Origin of the sequence: Bacillus sp. SIMBA_154 (genome assembly GCF_046536015.1) — a bacterium.
Taxonomy (GTDB): domain Bacteria; phylum Bacillota; class Bacilli; order Bacillales; family Bacillaceae; genus Bacillus; species Bacillus pumilus_P.
The window spans coordinates 125,691-150,024 of sequence record NZ_JAWJBV010000003.1 but is presented as its reverse complement, the minus strand read 5'-3'; the positions used below and the strand labels follow the sequence as shown (position 1 = coordinate 150,024).

27 protein-coding genes are annotated in these 24,334 nt (G+C 40.4%); 13 read left to right on the top strand and 14 right to left on the bottom strand.

The window, feature by feature from the left end:
• The first annotated feature begins 21 nt into the window (after positions 1 to 21).
• The 4 genes from R0K30_RS07230 (at position 22) to R0K30_RS07215 (ending at position 3,217) form a co-directional block, all read left to right on the top strand.
• Positions 22 to 699: an amino acid ABC transporter permease gene (locus tag R0K30_RS07230; protein WP_099726477.1), complete on the top strand. Its 678-nt coding sequence runs from the start codon at positions 22 to 24 to the stop codon at positions 697 to 699.
• Between the two features lie 10 nt (positions 700 to 709).
• A complete protein-coding gene (locus tag R0K30_RS07225) occupies positions 710 to 1,450 on the top strand; it encodes an amino acid ABC transporter ATP-binding protein (RefSeq protein ID WP_099726478.1) in 741 nt (246 codons plus the stop codon).
• Between the two features lie 192 nt (positions 1,451 to 1,642).
• Positions 1,643 to 2,851 carry an ammonium transporter gene (locus tag R0K30_RS07220; RefSeq protein ID WP_099726479.1) on the top strand — a complete coding sequence of 403 codons (1,209 nt, stop codon included), beginning with the start codon at positions 1,643 to 1,645 and terminating at the stop codon, positions 2,849 to 2,851.
• 18 nt (positions 2,852 to 2,869) lie between these two features.
• On the top strand, positions 2,870 to 3,217 hold the full coding sequence (locus tag R0K30_RS07215; RefSeq protein WP_007497589.1) for a P-II family nitrogen regulator: 348 nt from the start codon (positions 2,870 to 2,872) through the stop codon (positions 3,215 to 3,217).
• Positions 3,218 to 3,302: 85 nt separating this feature from the next.
• On the opposite strand, the gene spoIIQ is transcribed toward R0K30_RS07215, so the two are convergent.
• Positions 3,303 to 4,199, bottom strand: coding sequence for a stage II sporulation protein SpoIIQ (gene spoIIQ, locus R0K30_RS07210; protein ID WP_099726480.1), 897 nt, complete (start codon positions 4,197 to 4,199; stop codon positions 3,303 to 3,305).
• Between the two features lie 116 nt (positions 4,200 to 4,315).
• Here spoIIQ and R0K30_RS07205 point away from each other — a divergent pair, with 116 nt between their 5' ends.
• Positions 4,316 to 4,825, top strand: coding sequence for a GNAT family N-acetyltransferase (locus tag R0K30_RS07205; protein ID WP_410609823.1), 510 nt, complete (start codon positions 4,316 to 4,318; stop codon positions 4,823 to 4,825).
• Positions 4,826 to 5,038: 213 nt separating this feature from the next.
• On the opposite strand, the gene R0K30_RS07200 is transcribed toward R0K30_RS07205, so the two are convergent.
• The 3 genes from R0K30_RS07200 to R0K30_RS07190 are packed head-to-tail and all read right to left on the bottom strand — an operon-like array spanning position 5,039 to position 7,924.
• Positions 5,039 to 5,569 (bottom strand): TlpA family protein disulfide reductase, encoded by a 531-nt coding sequence (locus R0K30_RS07200; RefSeq protein WP_256499068.1) that lies wholly within the window; start codon positions 5,567 to 5,569, stop codon positions 5,039 to 5,041.
• On the bottom strand, positions 5,566 to 6,123 hold the full coding sequence (locus R0K30_RS07195) for a MauE/DoxX family redox-associated membrane protein (protein ID WP_256499069.1): 558 nt from the start codon (positions 6,121 to 6,123) through the stop codon (positions 5,566 to 5,568). The genes R0K30_RS07200 and R0K30_RS07195 overlap by 4 nt, the downstream gene beginning before the upstream one ends.
• A 1-nt stretch (position 6,124) precedes the next feature.
• The gene (locus R0K30_RS07190; RefSeq protein ID WP_256499070.1) at positions 6,125 to 7,924 is read right to left on the bottom strand and encodes an ABC transporter ATP-binding protein; all 1,800 of its coding nucleotides are present in this window, start codon (positions 7,922 to 7,924) and stop codon (positions 6,125 to 6,127) included.
• 98 nt (positions 7,925 to 8,022) lie between these two features.
• Here R0K30_RS07190 and R0K30_RS07185 point away from each other — a divergent pair, with 98 nt between their 5' ends.
• A complete protein-coding gene (locus R0K30_RS07185; RefSeq protein ID WP_256499071.1) occupies positions 8,023 to 8,532 on the top strand; it encodes a thiol:disulfide interchange protein in 510 nt (169 codons plus the stop codon).
• Between the two features lie 48 nt (positions 8,533 to 8,580).
• Here the strand turns inward: R0K30_RS07185 and R0K30_RS07180 are convergent, their stop codons facing one another.
• The gene (locus R0K30_RS07180) at positions 8,581 to 8,982 is read right to left on the bottom strand and encodes a hypothetical protein (RefSeq protein ID WP_099726485.1); all 402 of its coding nucleotides are present in this window, start codon (positions 8,980 to 8,982) and stop codon (positions 8,581 to 8,583) included.
• 526 nt (positions 8,983 to 9,508) lie between these two features.
• Between R0K30_RS07180 and R0K30_RS07175 the strand changes: the two genes are divergently transcribed.
• The 4 genes from R0K30_RS07175 to rpsN all read left to right on the top strand — a co-directional run bounded on the left by R0K30_RS07175 (position 9,509) and on the right by rpsN (position 11,788).
• Positions 9,509 to 9,931, top strand: a complete 423-nt coding sequence (locus R0K30_RS07175; RefSeq protein WP_099726486.1) for a DUF5362 family protein — start codon at positions 9,509 to 9,511, stop codon at positions 9,929 to 9,931.
• Positions 9,932 to 10,075: 144 nt separating this feature from the next.
• Positions 10,076 to 10,225, top strand: a complete 150-nt coding sequence (rpmG, locus tag R0K30_RS07170; protein WP_003214771.1) for a 50S ribosomal protein L33 — start codon at positions 10,076 to 10,078, stop codon at positions 10,223 to 10,225.
• A gap of 80 nt (positions 10,226 to 10,305) precedes the next feature.
• Positions 10,306 to 11,502, top strand: a complete 1,197-nt coding sequence (locus R0K30_RS07165; RefSeq protein WP_230030626.1) for a GTP-binding protein — start codon at positions 10,306 to 10,308, stop codon at positions 11,500 to 11,502.
• Positions 11,503 to 11,518: 16 nt separating this feature from the next.
• Positions 11,519 to 11,788, top strand: coding sequence for a 30S ribosomal protein S14 (gene rpsN / locus R0K30_RS07160; RefSeq protein WP_099726488.1), 270 nt, complete (start codon positions 11,519 to 11,521; stop codon positions 11,786 to 11,788).
• A 254-nt stretch (positions 11,789 to 12,042) separates the two neighbouring features.
• Here rpsN and moaA read toward each other — a convergent pair whose 3' ends face one another.
• Both moaA and fdhD read right to left on the bottom strand, forming a co-directional pair.
• A complete protein-coding gene (gene moaA / locus R0K30_RS07155) occupies positions 12,043 to 13,050 on the bottom strand; it encodes a GTP 3',8-cyclase MoaA (protein WP_410609818.1) in 1,008 nt (335 codons plus the stop codon).
• A 10-nt stretch (positions 13,051 to 13,060) separates the two neighbouring features.
• The gene (gene fdhD / locus R0K30_RS07150; protein ID WP_410609816.1) at positions 13,061 to 13,849 is read right to left on the bottom strand and encodes a formate dehydrogenase accessory sulfurtransferase FdhD; all 789 of its coding nucleotides are present in this window, start codon (positions 13,847 to 13,849) and stop codon (positions 13,061 to 13,063) included.
• A 134-nt stretch (positions 13,850 to 13,983) separates the two neighbouring features.
• Between fdhD and R0K30_RS07145 the strand changes: the two genes are divergently transcribed.
• Positions 13,984 to 15,249, top strand: coding sequence for an L-lactate MFS transporter (locus tag R0K30_RS07145; RefSeq protein WP_410609814.1), 1,266 nt, complete (start codon positions 13,984 to 13,986; stop codon positions 15,247 to 15,249).
• 82 nt (positions 15,250 to 15,331) lie between these two features.
• The gene (locus R0K30_RS07140; RefSeq protein ID WP_410609812.1) at positions 15,332 to 17,680 is read left to right on the top strand and encodes an FdhF/YdeP family oxidoreductase; all 2,349 of its coding nucleotides are present in this window, start codon (positions 15,332 to 15,334) and stop codon (positions 17,678 to 17,680) included.
• 52 nt (positions 17,681 to 17,732) lie between these two features.
• On the opposite strand, the gene R0K30_RS07135 is transcribed toward R0K30_RS07140, so the two are convergent.
• The 6 genes from R0K30_RS07135 to R0K30_RS07110 form a co-directional block, all read right to left on the bottom strand.
• A complete protein-coding gene (locus tag R0K30_RS07135) occupies positions 17,733 to 18,407 on the bottom strand; it encodes a VWA domain-containing protein (protein ID WP_410609810.1) in 675 nt (224 codons plus the stop codon).
• 82 nt (positions 18,408 to 18,489) lie between these two features.
• The gene (locus R0K30_RS07130; protein ID WP_410609808.1) at positions 18,490 to 19,188 is read right to left on the bottom strand and encodes a VWA domain-containing protein; all 699 of its coding nucleotides are present in this window, start codon (positions 19,186 to 19,188) and stop codon (positions 18,490 to 18,492) included.
• Between the two features lie 323 nt (positions 19,189 to 19,511).
• Positions 19,512 to 20,537, bottom strand: a complete 1,026-nt coding sequence (spoIID, locus tag R0K30_RS07125) for a stage II sporulation protein D (protein WP_367307917.1) — start codon at positions 20,535 to 20,537, stop codon at positions 19,512 to 19,514.
• Positions 20,538 to 20,794: 257 nt separating this feature from the next.
• Positions 20,795 to 22,102, bottom strand: a complete 1,308-nt coding sequence (gene murA / locus R0K30_RS07120; RefSeq protein WP_230030619.1) for a UDP-N-acetylglucosamine 1-carboxyvinyltransferase — start codon at positions 22,100 to 22,102, stop codon at positions 20,795 to 20,797.
• Positions 22,103 to 22,134: 32 nt separating this feature from the next.
• The gene (locus R0K30_RS07115) at positions 22,135 to 22,869 is read right to left on the bottom strand and encodes a YwmB family TATA-box binding protein (RefSeq protein WP_230030618.1); all 735 of its coding nucleotides are present in this window, start codon (positions 22,867 to 22,869) and stop codon (positions 22,135 to 22,137) included.
• A gap of 128 nt (positions 22,870 to 22,997) precedes the next feature.
• Positions 22,998 to 23,228 (bottom strand): DUF1146 family protein, encoded by a 231-nt coding sequence (locus R0K30_RS07110; RefSeq protein WP_025208130.1) that lies wholly within the window; start codon positions 23,226 to 23,228, stop codon positions 22,998 to 23,000.
• Positions 23,229 to 23,365: 137 nt separating this feature from the next.
• Between R0K30_RS07110 and R0K30_RS07105 the strand changes: the two genes are divergently transcribed.
• Positions 23,366 to 23,872 carry a hypothetical protein gene (locus R0K30_RS07105; protein ID WP_370461108.1) on the top strand — a complete coding sequence of 169 codons (507 nt, stop codon included), beginning with the start codon at positions 23,366 to 23,368 and terminating at the stop codon, positions 23,870 to 23,872.
• Between the two features lie 42 nt (positions 23,873 to 23,914).
• On the opposite strand, the gene R0K30_RS07100 is transcribed toward R0K30_RS07105, so the two are convergent.
• On the bottom strand, positions 23,915 to 24,310 hold the full coding sequence (locus R0K30_RS07100; protein ID WP_008343393.1) for a F0F1 ATP synthase subunit epsilon: 396 nt from the start codon (positions 24,308 to 24,310) through the stop codon (positions 23,915 to 23,917).
• Positions 24,311 to 24,334: the final 24 nt, after the last annotated feature.

Genomic DNA, 24,334 nt, shown 5'->3' with positions numbered 1-24,334 from the left:
TTCCAGGCGCACTTTCTTCAAATGGAGATGATTATTTTGCCTACCCTATCACACTTTTTTCAGACGCTGATTGATTCTAGAGGCATTTTCTTAGAGGGGATGCTGCTCACCTTACAACTAACTGTGATCAGCATCTTCATCGGTATGTTCATTGGGCTCTTCTTTGCTTTACTGAAAATATCCCGCGTCGCGATTTTCGGATATATCGCCAATGCCTATATCTTCCTTGTACGCGGAACACCACTGATTGTGCAAATCTTTATCCTATATTTTGGACTCACGGAATTAAATATACCTGACTTCTGGGCTGCTTCCATTGCGCTTGCCTTTCATAATGGTGCTTATATAGCAGAGATATTCAGAGGCGCCATCCAATCAATCGACCAAGGTCAAAAAGAGGCAGGACGTTCTCTTGGAATGGGCCGCTTTTTAACCATGAGACGTATCATTCTCCCGCAAGCGATGCGGCGCGCCCTTCCCCCTCTCGGTAATCAGTTCATTATCGGGTTAAAAGACTCATCACTTGCCGCCTTTATCAGCGTCAATGAACTATTTAACGTAGCCACCACTCAAGGCTCCAACAGCTTTGACAATATGACGTATTTACTTGTTGTGGCTGTCTATTACTTAGTTCTTGTCCTGCTGTTAACATTCGCTGTCCAAACCTTTGAGAAGAAACTTTCAGTCAGTGACCATTAGGAGGAGAAGCATGACAGAATCAAAGGAAATCATTCGTGTTGAAAAACTCAATAAATACTTCGGGAATCTTCATGTCTTAAAGGATATCGATCTCACCGTGTATGAAAATGATGTCGTCGTCTTAATTGGGGCAAGCGGCTCTGGAAAAAGCACCTTGCTCCGCTGTATGAACTTTTTAGAAATAAAAAATGACGGTCAGATCATCATTGATGGCAGCCCTGTTCAACCAAAGCGTGATCAACTAAACGAAATGAGACAAAAAATAGGCATGGTGTTTCAGCATTTTAATCTCTTTCCGCACAAAACTGTGCTTGAAAACATCATCGAAGCGCCTTTGATGGTGAAGAAAACAAAGAAAGCACAGGCCATCGCTGAAGCCAAAGTCTTGTTAGAAAAAGTCGGACTTGCGGATAAAGCCAAGGTGTATCCTTCTAAACTATCAGGCGGCCAAAAGCAGCGTGTTGCCATTGCACGGTCTCTCGCCATGAAACCTGATGTCATGTTATTTGACGAGCCTACGTCTGCCCTTGACCCAGAGCTTGTAGGCGAGGTGCTGCAAACCATGAAAAGCCTCGCAAAAGAAGGCATGACAATGGTCATAGTTACACATGAAATGGGCTTTGCAAAAGAAGTCGCCGATCGTGTCGTCTATATGCACGAAGGACGTATCGTCGAAGAAGGGATCCCATCGGAATTGTTCGATTCCCCTCAAGAGGAGCGAACCAAACTGTTTCTCAGCTCCATTTTATAGGTCAAACGACCTTTATTTTTCGTGATCAACGCACGTTTTTTCTCATTTTTTACGAACGTTTCATCCATTTATATTGAACATAACCAAAAAACATGTTAGATAAACTTACATGTATATGTTATATGTGACTTTTCTCTCTATAATGAAGAATTAAGAAATCAATTAATTCTGAATGATTCGGGGGAATGCAGCATGCAAATGGGTGATACAGTATTTATGTTCTTCTGCACACTACTCGTGTGGTTAATGACACCGGGTTTAGCTTTATTCTACGGGGGACTTGTGAGAAGTAAAAACGTGTTAAGTACAACAATGCACAGCTTAACATCACTGGCCATCGTCTCGATCGTCTGGATCGTGTTTGGCTATTCCTTGGCTTTTGCGCCAGGCAATGCATGGATCGGGGGCTTTGAATGGGTTGGGTTAAAAGGCGTGGGCTTTGAGCCTGGTTCATATAGCGATACCATCCCACATTCATTGTTCATGATGTTCCAAATGACCTTTGCCGTCTTAACAACAGCCATCATCTCAGGTGCCTTTGCCGAACGTATTCGTTACTCGGCAGTGATCGTGTTTACACTCCTTTGGGTCACATTTGTATACGCGCCAGTCGCACACTGGGTATGGGGCGGTGGTTGGATTGGAGAAATGGGCGCGCTTGACTTCGCTGGAGGAAACGTGGTTCACATCTCATCCGGTGTTGCCGGTCTAATCATTGCAATTGTTCTTGGGAAGCGAAAAGAAGCAGCAAGTTCTTCCCCGCATAACTTGATCTACACACTTCTTGGCGGAGCTGTCATCTGGTTTGGCTGGTTTGGTTTTAACGTTGGGAGCGCCCTGACGTTAGACAGCGTCGCCATGTTTGCCTTTATTAACACCAATACAGCAGCTGCCGCAGGAATCATCGGCTGGCTATTAGTCGAGTGGATGATCAACAAAAAACCAACAATGCTTGGCGCCATCTCTGGAGCCATTGCAGGTCTTGTCGCCATTACACCTGCCGCAGGCTTTGTTACTCCATTTGCTTCTATTATTATAGGAATCATTGGCGGGATCGTCTGTTTCTGGGGAGTCTTCTCCCTCAAAGCCAAATTCGGCTATGATGATGCCCTTGATGCATTCGGCCTTCATGGAATTGGTGGTACTTGGGGAGGCATTGCAACAGGACTTTTCGCAACAACCTCTGTCAATGATGGCGGAGCCAATGGCTTATTTTACGGAGATCCAAGCTTACTTTGGAAGCAAGTTGTCGCCATTGTTGCCACTTACGCCTTTGTTGCTGTTGTAACATACGTGATCATCAAAGTCGTCAATATCTTCTTCAAGATTCGAGCAACCGAAGAAGAAGAATCAGTGGGTCTTGATTTAACCATGCACGGCGAAAAAGCATATCAAGATTAAAGAAAAAGGGGTGTCTCGATGAGCAAAATGTATAAAGTGGAGATTGTCACACGTCCAGCTAATTTTGAAACATTAAAGGTGGAGCTTGGAAAGATTGGTGTCACCTCTATTACCTTTTCAAATGTGCACGGCTGCGGCTTACAAAAGGGACATACAGAGCTATACCGCGGCGTTAAAAAGGAAAGCAACGTGTACGAACGATTAAAGATCGAAATCGTCCTGAGCAAGGTACCTGTCGAACAGGTCGTTGAAACAGCACAAAAAGTACTTCGCACAGGCGAACCAGGGGATGGGAAAATATTTATATATGAAATAGAAAATACAATTAACATCCGAACAGGTGAAGAAGGACCTGCCGCCTTATAGTACATCCTCCGCCGCTTGGCGGAGGATCTTTTTAAGACAGAAAAAAACTCTGTGTAGTCATCTACACAGAGGATCTTGCAAGACATTAAGATTGTTTTGTTTCTTCTAACTGACTGCTGTCTTTAGAGGAATCTGAAGACTTTTCTTGATCAGAGGATTTCCCCTTCTCATCAGACTTTTCTTCAGATTTTTCTCCAGCAGGCTCTTTGGCCTTATCTTCAGCAGCAGGTTCCTTCGTTTTTTCATCAGCCTTTGGCTGAGCAGGTTCTTTTGCTTCTTCCGTCACTTCTTGTGCTGCTTTTTCAATAGTAGAAACGGGCTTATCAATGAAGCTAAGTGGATTGAGCGCTAAACCTTCCATACGAATTTCAAAATGGACATGGTTACCGCTTTCAGCACCATAAAGATTTTTACCTGAAGCACCGATGACATCATTCTGCTTCACTTCATCGCCTTCTTTTACACTCACTTGCGACAACGATTGATAAACAGTTGACAATCCATCTTCATGTTCAATTTCAACGACATGACCGAGAACTGGATCTTTTTTCGCTTGAACCACTGTTCCACTAAGAGCAGCTGTGACATCAAACACTTTGCCATCTTTATCTGCAAGATCAATACCTTTGCTTAAGGTATAGGTGTTATTATAGTTTACAAGTGCTGCTTCTTTTTCTTTTTGATCAGCATCTGCTTCATAGAACTTTTTCACGACAGAAACATTATCAGAATTCTGGACCGGCATTGCAACATTTTCAATTGGCTTTCCAACTTCAACGGCATCATCACGCTGTTCTTGTCCTGCTTGATTTCCATCAGATAGTTGATCTTTCACATCTTTTGATACAGCTTGATACCAAAGAACTGCTGTTAACACGACCGCTGCGCTGACCAAGTAAATAGCAGGGAATACCCAGCGCTTACGGAAAAATTGCTGAACTTTTGTGATTTTGGAAGTACGTTTCTTTTCTTCCTCTCTCATTTTTCATCACCTCAGCAACATTCTGAACACTTTTCAAAAAATATATACACACGAAATCATTTTTCTTTTTATTTTGCGCAATCGCATCGATAATATGTATGATGAATGAAAAAAAGATGGGGGACTTTATTGTGAAAACTTTCAACCGCATTGCAACAGAAGATGACCTCAAAGCGATCGTCGATATCTACAATTCAACCATTGCTTCAAGAGAAGCGACCGCCGATACAGAACCTGTTACAGTTGAAGACCGCAGGCAATGGTTTTTGAATCATTCAGAGAAAAGACCTCTCTATGTAAAAACAGATGAAGAAGGAAATATCTATGGCTGGCTCAGCTTTGAAACATTTTACGGGAGACCTGCATACAACGGAACCGTTGAATTGAGTATTTATTTGAACCAAGACTATCGAGGAAAAGGCTTAGGATCGCTTTTCTTACAAGAGGCCATTGAATTGGCGCCCTCATTAGGCATCCGAACGTTGCTTGCCTTTATTTTCGGGCACAACGAAGCCAGCATTCGACTATTTAAAAAACACAGCTTTGAGACTTGGGGACACCTGCCACGCATCGCAGAAATGGACGGCAGCAGGTACGATTTAGATATACTAGGAAAAGAATTATAAAACCAGTATCTCTAACCATTCAGATTGTTGACAAAGGGCTAAAATGATGTGTATTTTAGCCCTTTGTCTTCTCTTCAGCGTGATAGAAAACCTTTGAAATCTAGGACGCAGCGGAGCGAATTTGACATTCGTAAGCTCCGGCACGCAGGACTGCGGGCGAATGCGAGGGTTTGTCTACACGTTGCAGCGTCTCTAAATCAAAGAGACGCTTTTTTATGAAACGTGCAACAGCTGTTCAAACTGTTTCGCATTTTGAAGAGATTTTCTTTGCAGGATGATTCCGTGTTCATCAATGAGAATCGCTTGCGGGACAACAGTTACCCCATACAGCTCCATGATTTGTGAAGAGCGCATATAAACGGCTTGATCCGGCAGCAATTGAAGAAGCGACGCATCATCCGCTTGTTCATCTCCATTAATAAATATGAACTGAGCATCATCACTAGAGATTTGCTGCTGCATATCAGCCAAAATGCTTTTGCACGTCATACAAGTAGAATTCACAAATAACAGCATCACGGCTCTCCCGCTTTGCAAATATTCCTTTAAAATCACCTTTTCCCCTAAATGCGTATAGTTTCGAAATAGCGGGGCCGGATCACCCACTTCTGCTTCCTTCAACTCAATCCCATCAAGGGTTTTTATTTTATTCATAAATTTCCCGATAAAACGGGCAAGCAGAAACACCACAGCCAGCTGAGCAATGACAATCAATAACACAATGATTAATAAAATATCTGTCATTTCATTTTATCTCCTTCTATAATTGATCCAAATTGATTGATCCACTTTCGCTTGAATAACATGATTTCTTGACTGACCGCTATGATGAAACAGACAGCCACTGCAATTAGAAAACAAATGATTTTGAAGTGCCATGGAATCGTCACTACATAGGAATGCACATAAAATAACCCCAGTACAAGAGCCAGCATCAGCACATTTCGAATCACAATCCCCCAATGAAGGCGTTCATTTTCAAGAAGACCTCCACAGCCGCACGAAATATCACGATGCCCTCTCAATAAATTGAACGTGACCGCTCCAGTATAGATACATAAAAGTGCTGTAAGACCAATCGCAGGTACGAGAGACATGTTCCAAATGAACAAATGAACAGTACAAACCAGTTCAACAGACAAAAATAAATAAAACATTGGTGCTGCGAAAGATGGAGGCATCAGCCGATAAGCATTCATCTGCTGCACATGCTCCGTCTGTTTTCTCACTTTATCCAGCCATGCACCTGCAAAAATGATTCCTAGTAGATAGACACCTATGAAATAAAAGACACTCACCTTACACCATCTCCTTTTGTTGAAATAGTTGAGATTGTGCCTCGTAAAGCCTTTTGTACTCTCCGTTTAGCGTCATAAGCTCATCATGGTTCCCCTCTTCGACGAAAGCACCATCTTTCATAACGATAATACGGTCTGCTAAGCGGGCCGCTCCCATACGATGTGTAATAAACAAAACACCTTGATCCTGCGTATGATCGAATAACTTTCGAATGAGTGAAATCTCCGACAGTGGGTCGAGAGCAGAAGTTGGTTCATCTAAAATGATAAAATCACTCTCTCTAAAAAAGGTTCTCGCCATCGCAAGCTTTTGCCATTGTCCACCAGACAGTTCATGGCCTTCTTCAAAAAAGCGGCCAAGCTGCGCATCATACGTTTCTTCCATTTGATTGATTCTTTTTTCTATACCTGCTTGCCGCGCAGCTAAAATCATTCGCTCTTCCTCATCTATATCGTCGATACGGCCAAACCCAATGTTTTCTTTCACAGTGAATTCGTACTTCATAAAATCTTGAAAAAGAACAGACATTCTAGCATGATATGACCTTTTATGAATGGTGGAAATAGACTCACCATTGACTTTCTGCATATTCGGCTGATCTGGATCGTATAAGCCGGTCAAACATTTGATCAAGGTGGTTTTACCTGATCCGTTATCCCCGACTAATGCTATACGTTCACCTTTATTGATATGAAAATGTATATGCTCAATAGCAGGCGTTTTCATATTCGGATAAGTAAAAGAGAGATTTTCTAGTGTGATGGACTGAATATGCTCGATCCTCCGAAGCGATGCTGCACTTTCTGACTGTTCATGAATTTCCTCTTCTCTCTTTTGAAAAGTTCTCATTTCATCAACATAAAGACTCGTTTCATATAAACTAGAGAATTCCCTCGTTAAATCTTGAAAACCACTTTGAATGTTTTGTACAGCTTGCAGCACAGCGACAAACGTCCCCGCCGCGATTTTTTTTTGGAAAATAAGAAAGACAATAAAAAGACCGCAGCACACATAGGCAAAGGTCATGAGCAATCCGCCCGCCATCTCCCAGCGGACTTGTCGTTTAAGCAATTTATATTTCTCATCTGCACTTTTTACATAATGACCTTTCCATTTTTGAAGAAGATAATTCCCTATTCCATATAAACGTATTTCCTTCAGAGAATCTCTTTGTGCTACAAGATCGGACACATACATTTCTCTTCGATCATTGGCAGTTAACATGCGGTTTAATTGATAACGCGCACCTCCAAAAAAAAGTTCAATCCACAAGACAGGCAGGGTAAACACGATCAGAATGACCGCCAAGCCCCAGTGGATACCGACCATGTAAATGAGAAGTGATACAACAGTAATCAACGCGCTCATGATTGTGAAAATACTCCTGACCATACTCAGAACGTGCTGATGACTGTTCATCACACGTTGACTTTCATTATAAAAAGACGGGTGTTCAAACGTAATAAACGGAAGCCTTATCGCCTTCTGAAGCAATTCACCCTTCAAATGCAAACCAATCAGATTTGTCGCTTTCTGCTGACTAAGCTGAAGAATGAACTGAAGCCCATATCCTAAAACCACAATGACCATTTGCAACCCAAATAACCACAAAACCTTTTGGATGTCTCCTGAAGAAGTCATAAATAAAATAATTTCATTAATCAATGTTTGAATAATCCAGACGCTAGCCAAGGGCATAAAACCAACGATCACTTGGACCAACAAGGTTAAAAGAAGATAAGAACGACTTCTTTTCCAAGTATAGGAGATTGCATATAAACAATGGTTTACTGTACTCATCAAATGCTCCACCTTACACCATTTAGTATAATTGACATATTTTTGATAATTGTATTATGATAGCTTTGCGTAACTTCACTCTGAGAGGACGATATACGATGAATTCAATCTTACTTTTACAGCTCACTCTTATTCTTTGCAGTCTTTTATTAACTGTCGGAGTCATCACTTATTTAAAACATCAGATGAAGCTGATCATCTTACCTATTCAACATGTTGGACAAAAACTTGTGCATCCGCTTCTCGAACAACCATCACCCATTCATATGAATGATCTGCTGCAAACAAATCAAATGCAGCAATTACTTATTTTCACTGACACAGCATGTCCGCACTGCATCCCGTCACTTGAACAATTCCTAGAAACGAAAGAACAGCGTAAATTAAACGTCTCATTTAGTATCTTGTTAAAGAATGGGCAAGAAAAGGATCAAGAATTATATCGTGATAACCAAACCAACATGCGAATTATCCCGGTAGATGAGCAATTGATAGAGGCATTCCAGATTCAAGAGTTTCCATATTACATCATGGTAGAAGACGATGAAACAATCTCATATGCGGCACCTTTTCCGGATGGTCTTTATTCAAGGTTGCCTGCAAAATAAAGATAAATGAGGCATGTGAAGAGTATCAAACACACGCCTCATTATTTATTATTGTGGATTTGGCTGAACATCCTTATCTTTTTCCCCTGTAGCGATTTCACTAGCTTCACCTGAAGCTGATGCTTGTTCCTCAGCTTGTTCAAACTCACTGCGAGCTTCATTTGAAATGTCTACTTGATCACCGTGCTGATTCACAGTAACGGACGAAGAAGACCCCTCTTTTTGAACCTCTTCCTCTAGTTCCTTTAATTTAGAAACATGAAGCTCTAAATCTTTTCCTTGCTGAACTAAAGTCAGTTGTTGAAATAATGCCTTTCTCTCTTCTGGAGAATGGTCGCCTTGAACAATTTGCGCAGCTTGGGTTAAAAAAGAATTTGATGTCTGGCCCGCTTGACGACTGTTCGACGTCTGCATAGCATCTGTTAAGAATGAAATTGAAGATATGCTCATGCGTTCACATCCTATTAAATAAGATACCTAGATTTAGCAGCCGCATCTAACGCGTTCTTGGCTAGTACAAATCTCACCTGTGTCACGATCCACGTAGTAACGGAAAGTTCCAACACCTTGAAGGAAACAAGTTGGTGCTGATTTGCAAGAAGTTACTAATTTTTGCAAAATGCATCTAGCAGCTGCAGGTTGAACATTGGTCATTTTGTTTAAAAAACGATCTAACATATGAATTCCACCTTCCAATTTTTATGGTAATACAACACAATAATAACCAATCTAAAGACAACTAACAACATATTTTGATATTTTTACTAATTATTTTTAACTACTATCCTTATTTATGACATAATTTGTCGTTAAAAATCATAGTAAATGTTACTTTTTTCTTATTTGAAAATAATTTATTTATCCATAAATAGTAAAGTGAAGATAGAAACATTTTTAATTGTTCAACATTCACTCTTCCTAAAGTACTACTTGCTCAAGTATGATAAAGAGTGAATACATAAAGGAGTGAACACGATTGCAACAAACTGAAAAAATCATTCAATCTCTTCATTCAATAGCAAAGTGGGGAAAAGTTGGTAGTATCTTTCTCTATATTTCAGGTGGACTTTCGATCCTTATTGGGTTTTGGCTTGTTCTTCCTGCTGCCCTTGGCGTTTTCCTCATTATGATGGGGATACATGTACAAAAATCTGTGAAAGCAGCTGAACAATTGATTCAAGCTCCTGATACTTCTTACGAAGACTTGTTAGAACAATATGCTAAGATGATGAAAATGCAGACACTGTTCGCCATTTCAAGTATTGCCGCAGTCATTCTCTCATTCATCGCCATCATTTTGATGCTTGTACTAGGAGGACTAGCCTTTCTCCAAGAGATCCCTAGTGATGTCCAGCAGTACGAAGGTGATTACGAACAAGAACTCGGTGACTTTTATTAAAGGATGGGGGTATCAATTAAAATTCGATACCCCTTTGTTTTGTGATTTGGCATTGATCATTTGATACTAAGCTTGACAATCAGCCTTTATCATTTTAAAATACAAATCGTAACTATTACGAATTAAAGGAGGATCATATCACTTATGCGTGTGAAAATCACCTTAGCCTGTACTGAAACAGGTGACAGAAACTATATCACTACAAAAAATAAACGAACAAATCCAGACCGATTGGAATTAAAAAAATATTCTCCTCGATTAAAGAAATATACCCTTCATAGAGAAACAAAATAATTTTTTAAGTTTTAAATCGTAATGATTACTTTTAAGTGAGGCGGAAAACAAAATGAGCATTTTCAAAAGGACAGAAACAAATGAATAAACGAATACCTGTTACAGTATTAAGCGGCTTTTTAGGAGCGGGAAAAACAACGATATTAAATCATGTTCTTCAAAATCGTAAAGGATTAAAAGTAGCTGTTATTGTAAATGACATGAGTGAAATTAATATTGATGCGGAATTAGTCAAGCAAGGCGGCGAGCTCTCTCGATCAGATGAGAAACTTGTTGAACTATCTAATGGTTGTATTTGCTGCACATTGAGAGAGGATTTATTAATCGAAGTAGAACGCCTTTGTAAGGCTGGTAATATCGATTATATCGTCATTGAGTCAACAGGTATTAGTGAACCAATCCCTGTCGCTCAAACTTTTTCTTACATTGATGAAGAAATGGGCATAGACTTGACACGCTTTTGCCGGCTAGACACGATGGTAACAGTGGTAGATGCAAACCGTTTCTGGACTGATTTCCAATCTGGAGAAAGTCTATTAGATCGTAAAGAAGCCGTTTCCGATGATGATGAACGTGAAATTTCCGATTTACTCATTGATCAAATTGAATTTTGTGACGTGCTGATTATCAATAAATGTGATCTTGTATCACCATCAGAACTAGATCGACTTGAGCACGTGCTAACCACACTTCAACCAGAAGCAACTATCATAAGAACCACAAAAGGTAAAGTACAGCCAAGCGACATTTTGAATACTGGTTTATTCGACTTTGAAAAATCAAGTGCTTCTGCTGGCTGGATAAAAGAAATCAACGCTGGACATTCTCAGCATACGCCGGAAACAGAAGAATACCAAATCTCATCATTTGTTTATGAAAGAAGACTCCCTTTTCATACCGGCAGGCTGAATAATTGGTTAGATCAGATGCCTGAGCAGATTGTTCGCGCTAAAGGATTTACATGGCTTGCCACACATAATGATTTAACCATTTTAATTTCACAAGCCGGAAAATCCGTGGCAATTGAACCTATTGCATACTGGATTGATGCCTTGTCCGAGCAAGAAAAAGCACGGATTTTAAATCAGGAACCAGAGCTTCTTGATGAGTGGGACGCAGAGTTTGGCGATCGACATACTAAACTGGTTTTTATCGGTGTGGACTTACCTAAAGCAGATATCATTCGCACACTTGATCAATGCTTACTCACTCCTGAGGAATTTGATCAAGATTGGACAACGTTTGAAGACCCCTTTCAATGGAAAATACACAATTAAACCAGGAGGGTTTTAAATGGCAAAGAAATCAAAGATTGCTAAAGAAAAAAAGCGGCAGCAGCTTGTTTTGAAATATGCGGAATTAAGGAAAGAGTTAAAAGAAAAAGGTGACTATGAAGCTTTGCAGAAATTACCTAGAGATTCCTCTCCCACTCGCTTAAAAAACCGCTGTGAATTAACGGGCCGTCCTAGAGGTTACTTACGGAAGTTCAAAATGTCTAGGATTGCTTTTCGTGAGCTTGCCTATAAAGGCCATATCCCAGGAGTGAAAAAATCGAGCTGGTAAAGATTGATTCGATGTTATCACAGCTCCTGTAAAAGTAAAGCAGCGCAGTATGATTGAAAATCTATTTTCCACACTTATCTTACGGTTTTTGAGGCACAAAATAGCATTTTAAAAAACAGCAGAACCCTCTGCTGTTTTTTATGGTGATTGCGTTTATATGATGAATCAGCCTGTTTTCAAAAAAAGATTTTCAACAGTGATTATGCCATTTCCTCTTCTTTTCAAAAATACATGATCATGATACTTTGTTGTCACTACCCACCGATGTATGACATCTCAACTTTTTTCTGATCTTTCTTTTGCTCTCTCTCGGCTGAATATTGATCATGTCTATTTGACCATAGCTCCTTCAATATTTTCGTTATACCTTCATCATTTTCTGTCGTACGAATGATCCGTTTCAGATCAAAACCCGATGATGCAAAGAGACATGTGAACAATTCACCGCGTGCAGATAGCCTTGCTCTATTACATGATCCACAAAAAGCATCTGAGACAGAAGAAATAATGCCAATCTCTCCTGAACCATCTTCGTAAAAAAAGCGATTGGCAACTTCCCCCGCATATCGAGGGGGTTCTGGTTTGATAGGATATTTTGAATCAATCAGATCAATTATCTCTTTTTTCGTCATCACATGCTCTAGATTCCATTTATTTGTATTGCCGACATCCATAAATTCAATAAATCTCAGAATGTGTCCTTCTTTTTTAAAATAGTCTGCCATTGGTAAGATATCCTGATCATTCACACCTTTTTGGACAACCATATTGATCTTAATAGCAAGTCCAGCCTTTTTTGCAGCCTTAATTCCATCAAACACTTTTTGGATGGAAATATGCCTTCCATTCATTTGCTTAAAACGTTCGGGATTTAATGAATCCAAACTAATAGTAACTCTCTGAAGACCTGCTTTCTTTAACTTATCAGCATATAAAGGTAAAAGCGTTCCATTGGTTGTCATAGCGATGTCTTCGATTCCTGGGATTTTTGCGAGCTTTTCTATTAAGATGGACAAATCTTTACGCATTAAAGGTTCACCGCCCGTGATGCGTAATTTCACCACACCTAAGTCCTTTGCAAAAAGGGTAGCAAGTCGTTCAATTTCTTCGAAACTAAGCAGCTCTTCTTTATTCAAAAAAGGAAAATCTGGTCCAAAGATTTCAGCAGGCATACAGTACGTACATCTAAAGTTACAGCGATCGGTTACCGAGATTCTTAAATCGCGCAATGATCGATGTCTTTTATCCAAAATACTGACCATACTTTGCCTCCTATTCTGTAATACGCTGGTGATGAGTATAGATATTAAAAGATCCTCCTCTGACGAATCCAACTGTCGTGATATTTAATTCTTCTGCCATTTTAAGCGCTAGCTCTGTAGGTGCTGATTTTGATATCACAATAGATACTCCTAGTTTCGCTGCCTTCAACAGAACTTCCGACGATATCCGGCCGCTAAACACAAGGATTTTATCTCTAAGTGGGATTCGGTGAAGTAAACAATATCCAAAGATTTTATCCAAAGCATTATGTCTTCCTATATCAGTTCTAGTGATGAATAGCTTCTCTGTGTCACACAGTCCAGCATTATGCACACCACCAGTATGTCGAAATAATTGGCTTTCGTCTTGTAAACACTTCATTAAGTGCATACAGGTTTCAGCAGAAATGTTAATTTGATCAATGGCTGTTTTTGCAGTCTTCACATCTTGGAGAAAATAAAAGTGTCTCCCTTTCCCACAGCAAGAACCAATCACTCGTTTTGTAAAGTCTGATGAATGAAAACGACTTGAGTGGATTAAATCAACATATGCAAAGCCCATACTTTCATCTATTGTAAACCTTTTAATCTCATTTTCAAATCGAATGACTCCTTCTGAAGCTAAAAAGCCGATAACCAATTCTTTCAAATGCTCTGGTGAACAAACGAGTGTCACAAACTCTTCTCCATTCACCATCACAGTTAAAGGAAATTCTTCTACAACTTCATCTGTTTTGCAGGTAAATTTTCCTTCACGATATTGGTGTATGACTCGTTTCGTTTTAACAGAAGGATTCATTGTATGATCTTCCTTTCAACACAAATTTAGTTATATGAACCAATCAAATTGTGATATTATTTTAAAAAGTCATAAAAATGTAACATATTTCTATCTTATCAAACTTTTTGATTGCTTTATATGGGGGGAACACAATGAACAAATCAAAAAATCGTTGGCTCATTGCGACAAGTGCTGTGGGAATCCATTTATCTATTGGGTCTGTTTATGCATGGAGTGTTTTTACGAATCCTTTACATCAAACCTTTCAGTGGTCATTAACAGAAATAAGCCTCACCTTCAGCATTGCTATTTTATTTTTAGGTTTATCTGCTGCTTTCATGGGACATTTCGTTGAAAAGTATGGCCCAAGGGCATCGGGGCTCTTCTCAGCTATTTTCTTTGGCATTGGAATGACTGGGTCAGGGTTCGCTGTCCACATGTCTTCACTGCCTCTCCTCTATTTATTTTATGGTGTACTTGCTGGAATAGGATTAGGTGTAGGCTATATTGCACCTGTATCAACATTAGTCAAATGGTTTCCGGACCGAAGAGGACTTGCAACCGGTTTAGCCATTATGGGTTTTGGATTTGCTTCACTTATCTGCAGCCCAATTATTCAATTTCTCATTGAAAAAGTTGATATCGCAAATACCTTTTATATTCTTGGACTCTCCTATTTTACGATCATGGTGATCTCATCTCTTTATTTATCACCACCAACGCCCGATGACGTCAAACAATTTGACGTGTTGAAAACAAGTCAAAGAAAATTCCCTCAAGATTTATCACAGCTCACAGCAAATGAAGCGATCAAAACACGGCGTTTTTATTATTTGTGGCTCATGCTCTTTATTAATATCACGTGCGGAATTGCCATTATTTCAGTAGCGTCGCCTCTTGCTCAAGAAAGTGTTGGATTCACTGCAGGCGCTGCAGCTACTCTTGTTGGTGTTTTAGGTGCTTTTAATGGGCTAGGACGAATTGGCTGGGCATCCTTCTCTGATTATATCGGAAGGCCAAATACGTATACGATTTTCTTTAGTATACAGCTCATCGCTTTTCCCTTACTTCCCTACTTAAAAGAACCACTTATCTTTTCAATCGTGATGGCGATCATTTATACGTGCTATGGAGGAGGGTTTGCCTCAATTCCAGCCTATATTGGAGATTTGTTTGGTACGAAACAACTTGGTGCAATACACGGTTATATTCTGACCGCTTGGGCCGCTGCTGGTTTAGCAGGACCTTTATTTTCATCCTTTATTCGAGATATAACAGGCAATTACACACAAAGTCTCATGGTGTTCTCTGGCTTATTTTTCATTGCTTTTATCCTATCTCTTCTCATTCGGAAGGATATTCAACAGCTTAGAAAATCAAACCTTACTGCTACTTCTTCTGTCACAGCCCGTCCTTAATTTGAATTTGACAGAATCACAATCTACAGGTAATTTTTAGATATGAAAACGCTTTACAAAGTAATAGGAGGGTGATGATATCATGGGGAAAACACAACACAAGGGGCCTGTTAAACTCAACAAAAAACCCTCACCAAAGCTATGGGCCTCTTTTGCTCCTATGGGGCTTGGAAAAGTGAAACCTAAGCACATTCGGGATACGATGAAGGTGGCTTGGGAAAACAAAGATAACCTCCCTTACGCGTACCGTATTTTAACGCAGGGCGTTTGTGACGGCTGCGCCCTTGGTGTATCAGGTTTATACGATCAGACACTTGCAGGACCCCATATATGCACAACAAGGCTAAATGTGCTTCGCCTTAACACAATGCCAGCTATTGACCCAAAATGGTTCGAAGATATTCATCAGCTAAAAAAAATGGATAGTACCTCTCTGCGTAAGCTTGGGCGTATTCCTTATCCACTGATCCGAAAAAAAGGGCAAAATGCCTTTACACGTATTTCTTGGGATGATGCATTAGATCAAATCGCTGCTAAAATCAAATCAATTGACAAACGACAGCTCGCTTTCTACTTAACAGCCAGAGGAATTACAAATGAAGTTTATTATACCGCTGCGAAGGCTGCACGATTTATAGGAACAAATCATATCGATAATGCTTCCCGCATTTGCCATTCACCGAGCAAAACCGCTCTTAAACGTTCCCTTGGCATAGGTGCTTCTAGCTGTAATTACAGTGATTGGATCGGAACGGATGTATTGGTTTTTTGGGGATCAGTCGCAGCAAACAATCAGCCTGTTTCCACTAAATATATGTACGCTGCTAAAAAGAAAGGAACTAAAATTATTGTCATTAATCCGTATAAAGAGCCTGCGATGGAAAAGTACTGGGTTCCCTCTATTCCAGAAAGTGCTTTATTCGGAACAAAAATAGCTGATGATTTTTACCAAGTCAATATAGGCGGCGATATTGCGTTTATGAACGGCGTCATCAAACATTGGTTTGATATGGAGCAGCATGCTCCTCACTCCGCTCTTGACCATGAATTTATTCAAGCCCATACAACTGGCATAAAGGATTTAAAGCAACATGTCGAACAGTTGAAGTGGGAGGACCTAGAAGCATCGTCAGGCTTGTCAAAAGAAAGAATGAAGGAATTCGCAGTCCTCCTTGCCAATGCCAATTCTGGCGTTTTTATTTGGAGTATGGGTCTTACCCAGCATCGATTTGCAACAGATAATATATCGCAAGTCGCAAACCTTGCCATGTTACGTGGATTTATTGGCAGAAAACATTGTGGCGTCATGCCGATTCGCGGACATAGTGGTGTCCAGGGTTCAGGCGAAATGGGCGCCGATCCATTTGTTTTGCCAGGCAGTGATTTTGATGAAGAGAATATTGAAAGAATTGAGAAGATATGGGGATTTGACATTCCGAAATGGCATGGTGATACCATCGGTCAATCGTTTGAAAAGATGGCTCTCCCAAAAGAACACCCACAAAAACTCAACATGCTGTTTACTAGCGGTGGAAACTTTTTAGAAACGATGCCAAATCCAGAAGCGATCGAAAAAGCATTATCTGGGCTCGAACTCCGTGTCCATCAAGATATCATTTTGAATACCTCTACACTGGTAGAGGCAGAAGAGACGGTGATTGTTCTGCCTGCTATGACAAGGTATGAACAGCCAGGCGGCGGTACGTCAACCAGTACGGAACGCATGGTATATTTCAGTCCGGAAATTGAAGGACCTCGTATTGAAGAAGCCAGAGCAGAATGGGACATTTATATTGATCTTGCGAAAAGGGTCCGACCAGAGGATGCCGAGCTGATTCATTTTGAACATGCTGAAGACATTCGCCGCGAGATTGCCATCGCAAATCGAAACTATGATGGCATACAGCATTTGCGTCATAAAGGAGACGTTTTCCAATGGGGAGGCGCATGGCTTTGCGAAGATGGTGCATGTCCAACACCGGACGGCAAGGGACACCTTCTTCCTGCCCAGCTGCCTCAATACCGGAAAACTGAGGGGCATTTCAATATTACGACAAGACGAGGTAAACAATTTAACTCTATGATCTACAGTGAAAAGGATGCCTTTAATGGCGGAAAGCGTCATTCTATCTTGATGAATGAAGAAGATGCAAAAGAGCTTTACGTCCAAGAAGGTGATCCAGTTGTTCTTTTTAATCAATATGGGTCCTATCAAGGAGCTGCTCAATTCGGGGAATTGAAGCGGGGAAATATCGCTGTTTATTGGCCTGAAGGGAACGTTTTAATTCCTAAAGGTGTTTATGAGAGCTATTCACAGATTCCAGAATATAATACGACTGCGATATTAGAAAAAGCCGAAACCTTTCATGCAAGAAAAGATCAGCACTACGTGGAGAAACGAATTGATGAATTAGAAACGACTTTAAATTGATCTCCAACTAAAAAACAGCTGGGGGGTGTTTTCCCCAGCTGCCATTCACATCCTACTGACCAAAAGTGCTCGCTTCTTGTTGAAGAATCTGTTTCAATTCTTCTGCATTTGCTGCCGGTTGATATTGTCCACCACCAGCTTTTGCAACAGATTTTAGACTTTTTGCTTCTTTTTCATTCACATCGAAGCCAATGATATTGACGATTGTATCAATACCGTCTTCATGTAATTCCTTTGCTGCTTGAGAAGGGCTTCCACCACATGTTTCTTCACCATCGCTGACAACATATACGATATTTTTCCCTTCAGCCTGGTGATCTTCAAAATCTTGTTTCGTATCAGTTAATGCTTTTGCTAGTGGTGTCCAGCCTGTTGGACCATACACATTCAGCGCTTGCTGAAATCTTGTTTGCTCATATGTTCCAAATCCATAAACGGCTTCAGAACTTGCACATGAAACGGCTTTTCCTGCATTTTTATTGGTCCCTTCATGACCAAATACACGAAGCAGGACTTGCGTATCTTCTGATAAAATACTTGCGAAGCTTTGAATAGAACGTTTTGCGATATCGATTTTCTTTTCTCCCTCAACCGATTGTGCCATGCTGCCGCTTAAATCGAGTAATATGACCACATGAGCAGGCTCCTGTTTTGTCACAGCATGAGCTGGTGAAGAAAGAAGCAGGACAAGACTAGCCAAAATGGTTAATACAATATTGCGTTTCATTCATAAAAACCTCCCTTTTTACATTTGTACAGAAAAAGAGAAACGAAAGCATACATCAATCGTTTCCCTTTTGTTCAACAAGTTATTCGTGTAGTTTTAATGATTCTGCCGTTAAGATAGAACCCATTTCTTTACCAGTACTTGTTTGGTAGTAGTGACCTTTACCAGCTTTGGCTACTTGCTTTAATTGGCCTTCATAGCCATCGTTAAAGTCTAATCCGATGACATTGACAACAGTAGATCCTTTTGATTGATGCAATTCTTTTGCTACCTTCACAGGATCTCCGCCACAAGTTTCTTCACCATCAGTAATTAAATACACAATATGTTTTGTTCCCTCATGAAGCTGCTTATCCGTTTGCTTTGCACTTTCAAGGGCACGTGCAATCGGTGTCCAGCCGTTTGGTCCAAGTCCGTTTAAAGAGTTTTCAAAGCTTTGCTTTTCGTAAGGCTGTACGCCGTAAACTCCTCTAATGACTTCACATGATTGAGCTTTACCTGAATTTTTGTTGTTTCCTTCAGAACCAAACAAGCTCATACGAATTTTAGCGTCTTTCGGAAGTGACTGGGCAAATTTAAATACCTCTTGTTTTGCGAGATCAAATTTGCGCTCTCCATCTACTTTTCTTGCCATGCTTCCACTTGCATCAAGTAAAATTGTGACTCTTACATCATTCTTATGTTTTTTGGCTGCTGTTGCTTCTGCAAACACTGGTGAAGAGATTGACATGGATAATGTCAATACAGCTAAGGCTACGAGTGTAAATACTTTTTTCAACATACTTTTCATTCCTCCTTATGTATTTAATTGAAACATCTTAATCGTAAATTATTCTTTCTTGGAATGGTATAGGACTCGATCCCTTTTTCTCTTTCATCGAAATCACTAAAATTCTGTCAGATGTCTAGATATTTTCACCTAACGCATCATTTATCCCTTCGTTTTCTCTGTCTTTCGAGGGACTTTGTATCGGCCATCGGTTCTTGTCAGGACATAAATGTTTAAGATTTCCTGACCTGCATCTTAAGTCGCAATTTGACACATTCTGTTCAAACCTCTTTGAACAAACAAAAAGATGCCCCGTTTCTGAGGCACCTTTTCTTTTATTTTTTAGCCATATACGTGTTGAGAAAACGATCAGCTGATTCAATTTGAATCCCTTTATAATAATGTTTCACAATGGCTTCTACTTTTTTGCCTGACTGCGCCATATAATGCGCACCATATTGGCTCATCCCTACACCATGGCCGTATCCTTTTGTCGTGATCACAATTTGCTGGCCCTTTCTTTCCCATGTAAAATCTGCAGAGTGAAGTCCCAGTGATTCTCGAATGTCTCTGCCTGTCAGTGTTTTACCGTTTATCACGGCTTTTGCTACTTGGTTTCCTGGTGTCCGCTCTACAATCTCTCCTACCTGAGCCTGCTGACTGAGGGTCACACCTAGTTTTTGCTGAAATTCACTAACCGTGATGGTCTTCGTGTTTTGAAATTTTGGTGATTTTTCGTCCCATTTACTTGAGACACTTTTCAAATAAGGGATTTCGTTTTTCCAATAGGCTTCTGCATTTTCAGTTTTCCCATTACTTGTAGAAAAGAAAGAAGCATCAATTGGTTTTTCGTCATAGGTCAGCACTTTCCCTTGTGTGCTGGCGACAGCTTCTGTGACCTTTTTTAATTTCCAGTTGTACGCTTTCCCCCAAATTTTCTTGAGTTCCTGCTTATTTTTGTAGACTTGGAACATTTGTGTGTCATCTACAAGAGAGCCCTTTGGTGATTTGACGGTCTTATCGATGATCATTTGTCTGACGATATACGTTCTAGCAGCGAGTGCCTGTGCCTTGAGCGCCTCCATTTCAAAATCAGCTGGCATTTCAGAAGCTACGACACCGATCACATACTCTTCTAGAGGAATGTTTTCTACCTGCTGATGAGTTGAACGATAGACGGGAATGGAGACGGGCGATTGCTTCAATTTGACTGAACCTTTCACTTCTTTTTTAACTGATGGTTCTGCTGCTACGTGTTGGCTAGCCGCGGGTTTCCCTTGGAATGTCGGCAACACGAGTAAGGTTGGAATCATTAAAATGATGATGCATATTCCTGCGATTGTCCATATCATTGGTTTCATATTTGGCTGCCCCCATTTGTCATTGAATCTCTTTTATCCTATGGGCAAGGACAAGCTAATATGACAGCTTCTTTCATTCATTGGACAAGACTTTCGATCATGCCAACATGCTCTTCACCAATTGATTTTACTGTTCGTCTTTATGAATAAAATTTAAAACGATTGGATACACTAATGATAAGCTTTTGAAAATGAAGCATTCTATGATTCTAAAAAAAAATCAGTATGCCCCAATGGACACACTGATTTCTTTATCATTACGCGTTCAGATCTGACACAACTTGTTCTTGTGTAACATCAGCTGATTCATCGTTTACTCTTTCAATATCTGCACCGATTGCTGCAAGTTTTTGGTGGAAGTTCACATATCCACGGTCAATATGCTTCAATTCAGTGACACGTGTATGACCTTCTGCCACTAATCCAGCAAGTACAAGTGCTGCTCCTGCTCTTAAGTCAGTCGCTGAAACTTCAGCACCTTGAAGTTGAACCGGCCCATTGATAATCACAGAGCGACCCTCAATTTTAATATCGCCATTCATGCGGCGGAATTCTTCAGCATGCATAAAACGGTTTTCAAACACAGTTTCTGTGATCATGCTTGTTCCGTTCGCACGAAGCAATAGCGCCATCATCTGAGACTGCATATCCGTTGGGAACCCAGGATGCGGCATTGTTTTTAGATCGATTGGCTTGAGCTCAGATGGTCCAATCACTCTTAAACCTTCTTCTTCTTCAATGATCTGAATACCCATTTCTTCCATTTTTGCAACAAGTGATGTCATGTGCTCTGGCACTGCGCCTTTTACAAGAACATTTCCTTCTGTAATGGCTGCTGCCACCATGAAAGTACCCGCTTCAATTCTGTCAGGGATGATGTTGTGTTTTGCACCGTGAAGTGTTGCCACACCTTCAATTTTGATTGTACCAGTACCAGCCCCGCGAACCTTACCGCCCATGGCATTGATGTAGTTTGCCAAATCAACAATTTCAGGTTCTTTTGCTACGTTTTCTAAAATCGTTGTTCCTTCAGCTAGTGCTGCTGCCATGATGATGTTTTCAGTTGCACCCACACTTGGGAAATCCAAATAGATTTTTGCACCTTTTAAACGGCCTTCTACTTCAGCCTCGATGAAACCATTGCCTACTTGAATTTTAGCTCCCATTGCTTCGAAGCCTTTTAAATGCTGATCAATTGGTCTTGAACCAATCGCACAGCCTCCAGGTAATGCGACTCTTGCATGACCTGTTCTTGCTAAAAGTGGTCCCATGACGAGCACAGATGCTCGCATTTTACGCACATACTCAAACGGAGCCTCAGTTTCTAGTGCATGAGATGCATCTACTGATACTTCGTTATTTTCAAAATGTACTTCTGCTCCTAAATGACGTAACACTTCATTGATTGTATATACATCGGAGAGCGTAGGTACATCACAAATTACGCTTTTTTCTGTACTTGCTAACAAAGATGCAGCGATAACTGGTAAAACGGCATTTTTTGCGCCTTCTACTTTAACTGTGCCGTTTAACTTTTGACCGCCGCGGACGATGATTTTTTCCAAGGTCTTCCCCTCCGCGTCCCAAATTCTCTATATTAATATTCAGTCGTTACGATTGGTGTGCCAACCGTAATCGTATGATTTTCGTTCATTTCCGAACTTCTGATGGCAATTTGAACATTCATTTTATCATTTGAAGTCATAATGAACTGTTCCCACTTATCTGTGTAAGCGGAAAGCGACACAAAATTAGACTCAACGAGATACTCAACTGGTTTTGCTTGAAATTCTTTTGCTAACATTTCAGCTTTTTTTTGCAAAACAACATCCATCATACCATTTACATGACCATCGAGACAAGTAAAAATCACAAATTTTTCTTGTAATATGCTTTTTGCATGACGTACGAACTGATCATATGTATGCTCCCAGGTATTCAGTGGGCGAGCACCTTTTTGCTCATATAATAAATACGACTTTTGGTTTGATTTTGTGTCGGTCTTCACGAGTAAAATTTTCGATAAGGTATCATTTTTTTCATCTTTGTACATTCCTGTGACTTTGGTGACATGTTTCTCTTTTTTTTCGGTCCACTCATACTGTCGTAGTTCGTCTTTCAAACGTTTCACTTTTTTTGAAAATTGTTCGGATGAAATGTCTACATTTTTTTTGGCATGAAGGGTCCAGCCATCGACTTCGATTTGCTGGTTTTTCAGACCTTCTGCTATTTGAGCGAGTGGGGAAGATTCTTCCGCACGAACACCTTGAATCATCAGAACAAAAAAAAGAATAAACGCAAATAATGGCCAGCCTTTCAAATAATTTCTCACTTGTCATTCCCCCTTGCTACCAGTGTTGCCGCAAGGGGTTAAATGCATACGTGGAAAAGTCAACAAAGGCCATGCTTTTGACACTTCTTTTTACGTTCCCGCAGAAGGCTTTAACCAAACCTTTTATGTTAGAACATATAAGGAATTTGTCTGGAGAAATTTAAATAATCAAGGAAGAAATTGCTGACCGCAGATGCGATAGCAATGGTGATGAGCATCATCAGCAATCTTGCCTGAATGATTTTCCCTTTTTTAATCAGTGGATCAATATTTACGGCAAGCAATGCCCACCACGTAATGGCAATAAAAAATAGGTGGATCACAATACTCACAATTGCTTGTTGTCCTACGTCTTCCATACAGCTGAATCCTCCTTTTATTTATTTCTGTAAAGGAAAACTCCCTTTCATTATATCCTCGAAAATCGGAAAGATGAATCATTTGGAAAAAAGAGCTACATTTAGTGTGAATCCCCTCTTATACTGTTGCCTAGGAGATGATATACTGCGTGTGGAAGGAGCTGATCAGTTTGAAAGATTCTTTTCCTGACTTTGTTGATTTGTACGGAGAATTGGTTCCCTCATTTGATCATGAATGGGAGGCCATTGCTTTCTACTTTGATTATAGACAGACACAGCTAGAAGAATTAGCACAATTGTGTCATTTTCATAACATTTCTTTGGATTACTCAGAGGAAAGCCTGTATCAGTTAGAATCTTTATACTTTGATGCGTTTACCCAGCAGCTTTTTGCTGAGTGGAAAATGCCCATTGATGCATTAGAAGCAATGATGAGTGTGTATATAGGAGAGGTTGTCCTCCGTCATCATTCAGATGCTGACTGGGTGGTGCGGCCTTATATGGACTCTCCGCATCAATATACGCTTGGTTTGCGCCGGCACAATAAAACGTGGCATAGTACGCAGTTTTGCGAGCACTTATATCTTGAAAAACAGGATTCTCACCCTTATGTGTCAATGTACCAATCCCTCATGTCATTCTAAAAAAAATCCTTCTTATCATTGTGATAAGAAGGATTTTCTGTTTTATTTCCCTGCTACATTTAAACGGTTTAACGCCCGTTTTAATGCGAGTTCCGCCCGGCGTACATCACTTTCATTCGGGTGGTTCAAATGCTCTTCAGCACGCTGTTTCGCTGATTTCGCACGATCTACATCAACTTTGTCTGATGTTTCAGCGGCCTGAGCAAGAATGGTTACTTTTTCAGGGCGAACTTCAACAAATCCGCCACTTACTGCAACCAATTCAGTTGATCCACTATGTTTTAAGCGAACTGCACCGATTTTTAGCGGAGCAACCATTGGAACGTGGCCAGCTAAAATACCAAGCTCACCGCTTTCTGCTCTGACACTGACCATTTCCACATCCGCTTCATACACTGGGCCGTCGGGAGTAACGATATTGACTTGAACGGTCTTCATGCTTTTACCCTCCTAAGGACCAGA